Below are 5,207 nucleotides of genomic sequence, written 5' to 3'. Positions count from 1 at the left end.
CACGGTCGGCAGACCACTGAAAGCCACACCTCACGCCCCTCGGATGCCCCAACCCTACGAATGGCTGGACCAAACCGATGACCAAGGTAAGGACCACTGATCACATCGGAATGACTCGTCTAGCTCACGACCTCTGCTGCTGACTCACATCTGCGGCGTAACGGGCCAGTCTCCGGCGCGGGTGCGGTCCCCGGCCACGGAGTACGACAGCCACGCCGGTACTCCCAGCCCGCGCACCGCCCGTAACAGGGCGGCAGCCTCGTCGGTGGACCGTCTCCAAGGCTAGGACGTCGGGGGCCGCAGCGGTCAGCACCTCCAAACGAGGCCGGTGGAATCGTTCCAGCTCGGCGACGCTCAGCCCGTACCGTCCCCGGTACTCGGAGCCGTCAGCGAGCATCGCACCGTAGGGTCCGCAGAGGCCGGCCACAGCGGGCGGGTGACGCCCTTTGCCTGGGTGCGCCAGGGAGCCTCGCGCGCCGGCTCCACGCTCCGCCGATGAGTCCGGCCGCCTTCTCGAAGGTGTCCGGGTAGCTGGACGTGATGGCCACGTTCGCGCCTGCCCCGAGGTAGGCGAGGTGCGTCTCGTTGATCGCCTCGGGCGCGCCCGGTCCGAGACCGTGATCCGCTGGGCGATGATCGGCATCATGGTCCGCCGACTCACCCGCGGCCGACCGGCGACGCGGCCGGGCCCGCACCCGCTCGTACGCACAGCAGCCGGACAAGCTATTTGACTCAGCTGAGCGATTCGAGGTCGTCGGGCGTGCCGTCAAGGGCAGGACCACAGCCTGGGGGGAGGTGCGAGGCTACGAGTTCCACGGCCTCATCGGCAGTAACAGCGCCACCGATCTGTTCCCGCCCCGAACCGCGCGGCTCGTGCAGCCGAAGAACACGGAAGTGCCGTTCACCGTTGGGGAAGATCGAGGGCAGGTCTTGCGACCAAGGGAAGCTGGTGCACCGGCTGAACTGCAGCGATCCGTGGCTGACCAGCGGAAACAGAGCCCGGAGGGCAGGGTTTGCGTATGCCGCCTCTACAAGGGCTGTGTCAATGAGGTTCGCGTCCATGTCCCGCACTACCTGCCACTTGGCTGCCACAGGGTCGTCTGGTGCTGTCCCGAGTATGTTCTTCTCTGCCATGCTCGAACGTTAGCTGCCTCTGCAACGGCTGGTTCGTACGCCGCCGTTCGCCTTCCTCGCTGATGAGGCACTCCTTCACCGGCACCGCATCAGCCACCTCCGTCAGGTAGCTCCCCTCCACAGCACCGGCCACTCCGGCGGCACCTCAGCCACAAGACAGAGCAGATCTCGAACGCGGTGCTCAGGCCGTGGTCTTCGGCCCACGTCACCACGTGGTCGCGAATCGGGATGCCGGGCGGGCCCGGGGCTTGATGGCCTGTGTGTACGGGGATTCGCCGCGGATGACGAACCAGACCGCGGAGGGCGTCGGGGCTATTGGGACTCCAAGAGGCCGGGGCACGCTACTGCCGGCAGGCGGCAACGCGAGTGGACGGGGACGCTCCTGGGCGGATGAGACCACCAGCGAAGCGCGGTCGACTCGGGTTGTGTTGCTCGTGCTGTGCGTGACCTTGCGGTCGGGCTGGCGTTGAGTCGGTGACGCGTGCACTGGCTGGGACCCCCGCGGCGGGCTGGTGCCGTCCGCGGCCCCCGACTCCTGCCCGGCGTCTGGGGCCGCGTCCACCAATGGCTGTGGAGTGGCGGGGCTGGTGGCCCGGTACACCGTGGTTGGGCCCACCGGGTCGGTAGTCCGGATCCAGAGCGAGGCGTCGTCTTCGGTGACGACGGTCGGCGTACGGGCCGACACGCGGTTGAGCCGCCCCGAGTGCCTCACCATGGCCGGAGCGGCCCTGCGCGGCGCCGTCTCTCGCGAGAAATTGAACGGAACTCCACGAAAGCTCCTCCGTGTCCTGGCTGTGGGCGGGGGAAGTAACGGCAGCCCACCGGCTCGGCGAAACACAAATGGGCCTATAATACGCATTTGGAGTATGCATGACCGGGCCCGGGTGATGTCAGTGGCACCTGTCAGGATGACGCGCATGACGATCGAGGAAGTAGCCCGGCATGACGTGAGTGAGCAGCGGATCGTGCAGGCGCTGGAGGACATCCGACGGCGGGCCGGTCGTCGTTGGCACACCATGCAGTACGACTGCTACTCCGATGAAGAGCTGACGGCGATGCGTGACGACCTCCTCGACCACGTCGCCGCCAGAACGGTGACGGACCCTCAGCTCAGCGCCGCTCAGTCACGCCTAGTCCTGCGCACTGCGGCGGAGTGCTCCATGGGATTCTTGGAGCTCGGCCTTTACCCCAATGGCGATCAAGAGATCTCCTTTCCTCTCATTGACGAGAGCATCAGCAGCGAGGACAAAGACTTCGAGGCCGCGGTGGAGCACGCATCCACCGCGGGGGACTGGCTGGACACGTTCGCTCTGTGTCTGATCAGCGGCATGATCTGGGAACGGGACCGCGTGATCGGGCTGATGCTGCTGTGTGACCACGCGCCCGCGATCCACAATGGGGCGCCTCACTCGAAGCTGGAATCAAAGTCGGATCCGGCCGAACTGGCGGAGATGGACACCCTGTCCTGCTACCTGACCAAGGACCGTGGGCATCTGCCCCGGGACTGGCCCTCGGTGACGTTGCGCATGCCGGAGGTCGACGAGCGTCTCGATGCCGCACTGCGCTTCAGTGCCCTCGGCTCCTTGACGCCGGATCAGCAGCTATTGCGCGTGCTGCTGGAAGATAACCAGGCGGCCTTCGAACAGGCCCTGGTGCATCGTCTTGTCCAGCACCGCGACAGCGCACCCACCGATGCGGCGCCCCGTAGCCTCCTGCCGCAGAAGACGATCGCACTGGCCGCTTTGGCAGTCCAGGTACACGGCTGGGACCTGCGAGTCCGATCTGCCTACCTGCCGCTGGCCCTGATAAGTGCTCCGGAAGGCGCGCCGTCGGTCAGCCGCTGAGCAGCCTATGGGCCCGGCTCCCAGGAGTTGCCGAGATGAGCGAACGGGGGCACGCCCCACGCAAGGCCATGTGCCCCGCTGACCTGACTCCTGAGGATTGCGAACACGCACTGACGAGCCGAGCCTGCGCGGCCCCACGAAAATCCTCTGGGGGCGGCCGAGGCCGGCTCTCTAACCTCGCCTCCGTGGAACGAGGACAGCGGCACGGTCAGCCGGGCGTTCGATGGCTGAAAGTGGAGGTGATCCCGGCGCTGGCAGGCTCCCTGACTTCAGGCAGCCGACCGGAGAAGACGACCCTCCTCCGTGTGCCACCGCACCGTTTTCCGCCTCGTTTCAGGGCTTGCTGCTGGTCGGGGGCGAAGTCTTCGTAGGGGCCGATCCGAGTGTCGAGGCGTTGGCCTCCTCCTTGATGGCGTCGGCGGTAGTCATCGAACATCGGGCAGCCGCAGGGTCAGGAGGCTACCGGTGAGAGTCGTGTCGAAGTCGATGCCGCTGTCGATGACGGTGAGCACATCGAGGTGGGCGTCGGCCGGTACCCGGGCGAGGGTATGCGAGCCGTTGTCGATGGTGAGGGGGGCGGTGTGGAGTCCGGAGGGTGACCGTAGCTGGACCGGGGTTCGGGCAGAGGACGCTGCACCGGTGAGGTCCACGTCCAGGGAGACACGGCCGGTGTCCAGGAGTGCACCGATCATGCTGGGGCGGCTCTTGCGGACGTACTCAAGCAGATCGTTGAGCTCGTACTCGGTGGCATCGAACTGGCTGCGCCATCCGTCGAGGTGCAGGCCGGTTAGCCAGGTTCGCAGGCCCTCGGCTGCGATGCCCTGGACAGTGGCAGTGCGTCCGATCCGGTGGGCGAGACGGCGAGAGGTGACGCCGGCGTTGAGGAGCGCGAGGGCTTGCGGGGTGTCGACTCCGTGGCGCAGGTGCCAGCCAGTGGTGGCGGGCAGGCGGATCTCGGCGTGGGCTTCCTCGAGCCGAATGTTGACCAGGTTCACGAGCGCGCCGACGGTCCAGGCAAGGTAGTGCTCGAAGGTCTCGCTGATCTTGCTGACGGTCTGCTCCAAAGCCCATTCGCTGTCCAGTCCGGGCAGCCACGTGGTGGCGAGGCGGGGGATGGGCTCGCCGGAGATCCATCCGGTGATCGCAGCGGCGATATCGACGTTCAGCTGGACGCTGGTCTTGGACGGCTTTTCGGTGAAGTGCCACGGGCTTTCGGCCTCGGGCTGCTCCAGAAGCTTGTCGTAGACCTGGTGCTGGGCGAAGAAGTCCAGGGTGCGTTGCAGGGGCCATTCGCCGGGGAGGAGGCCAGCGAGCATGTCGGCCCAGATGCCGCCGTAGACCGGGGTGGTGGCAGCGGGGTCTTGGAGCAGGAGTTCAGTGAGGAATTTAGCGAGGTTGTCGAGTTCCCGGGCGGTGCCGATGCTGGTGCCCGGGGTGGTCCAGCGGCGCCGGGCGGCGGGCTCGGTGGCGTCGTATTGCTCGGTGGTTTTTGCTGCCAGCGCCAGCCAGCGGGCCTGTAGGTCCGGTGGCAATTGCCGCAGCGCAAGGAGGTTATCCACGGCCGCGAGAGGCGGTCGGGCGGTGAGGGTCGGGATGCGGGAGAGTGCGTCGAGGGTGAACCAGACGTACGAAGCGAAGTCGGCCGCGTGGTCCTCTGCGAGCTGGAAGATCGCGTCCGAGGTCTGGGCGATCAGGACTTCGGCGGCTTCCAGGGCGGCCAGCGCATCGGCGGTTCCGAGTGCGGATAGGACTTGCAGGCGGTCCTCGCCTGGCTCCAACAGGTCGAAGTCGGAGGTTCGCGGGGGCGGTGGCGAGTGAGCAGGATCCATCCCTCGCTCTCCCGGCCGGCTCGGCCGGCCCTGCCGACGGCGTTCAGTAGCTGGGCGGGGCCCATCTGCCGCTGCCCGGACCATGTGCGCGGCTGGCCGTCGTCGACCTCGTCGTTGATGATGACGGAGCGCACCGGCAGTTTGACGCCGTCGGTGAGGGTGCTAGGGCCTGTGTGATGTTGTGATCAGTCAGGTGCCTTCAGGAGGTCGCTGATCCAGATCATCGAGGCGCGGAGGTGGAGGCCGGCGAGGTAGCTCTCGGGCGTCTTGTCGCATCGAGTCGCGAGGCCCCGCCAGGCCTTCAACTTGTTGATCAGCCGCTCGACGGTGTTCCGCTCCTTGTAGAGGTCGGCGTCGTGGCGTGTAGGGCGGCCGCCCCGGCTGCCTTTCTTCTTCCGGT

The 5,207-nt window shown here is 66.9% G+C and carries 3 protein-coding genes and 2 pseudogenes; 1 reads left to right on the top strand and 4 read right to left on the bottom strand.

Translation table 11 applies throughout. The annotated features are described in order from the left end of the window. Positions 1–171 precede the first annotated feature (171 nt). Together ACWGKT_RS48195 and ACWGKT_RS48190 are read right to left on the bottom strand one after the other, a co-directional pair. A pseudogene (locus ACWGKT_RS48195) lies at positions 172–695 on the bottom strand (homocysteine S-methyltransferase family protein); the annotation flags it as partial. Between the two features lie 37 nt (positions 696–732). Beyond that, on the bottom strand, positions 733–1,134 hold the full coding sequence (locus ACWGKT_RS48190) for a DUF6193 family natural product biosynthesis protein (RefSeq protein WP_453278773.1): 402 nt from the start codon (positions 1,132–1,134) through the stop codon (positions 733–735). Positions 1,135–2,051: 917 nt separating this feature from the next. Between ACWGKT_RS48190 and ACWGKT_RS48185 the strand changes: the two genes are divergently transcribed. Then, positions 2,052–2,978: an immunity 49 family protein gene (locus ACWGKT_RS48185; RefSeq protein WP_453278772.1), complete on the top strand. Its 927-nt coding sequence runs from the start codon at positions 2,052–2,054 to the stop codon at positions 2,976–2,978. A gap of 425 nt (positions 2,979–3,403) precedes the next feature. Here the strand turns inward: ACWGKT_RS48185 and ACWGKT_RS48180 are convergent, their stop codons facing one another. Both ACWGKT_RS48180 and ACWGKT_RS48175 read right to left on the bottom strand, forming a co-directional pair. After that, complete coding sequence (locus ACWGKT_RS48180) at positions 3,404–4,807, bottom strand: hypothetical protein (RefSeq protein WP_453278771.1); 1,404 nt, start codon at positions 4,805–4,807, stop codon at positions 3,404–3,406. Positions 4,808–4,992: 185 nt separating this feature from the next. Further along, positions 4,993–5,207, bottom strand: a pseudogene (locus ACWGKT_RS48175) (IS5/IS1182 family transposase); the annotation flags it as partial.

The sequence above is a fragment of the Streptomyces sp. NPDC054794 genome (genome assembly GCF_053611585.1).
This window is presented reverse-complemented; position numbering and strand designations above follow the sequence as displayed.

What these genes read in the sequence shown, in the direction of transcription:
- ACWGKT_RS48190 (WP_453278773.1), bottom strand. Translation starts at nt 1,134, where the DNA reads ATGGCAGAGAAGAACATACTCGGGACAGCACCAGACGACCCTGTGGCA.
- ACWGKT_RS48185 (WP_453278772.1), top strand. Translation starts at nt 2,052, where the DNA reads ATGACGATCGAGGAAGTAGCCCGGCATGACGTGAGTGAGCAGCGGATC.
- ACWGKT_RS48180 (WP_453278771.1), bottom strand. Translation starts at nt 4,807, where the DNA reads ATGGATCCTGCTCACTCGCCACCGCCCCCGCGAACCTCCGACTTCGAC.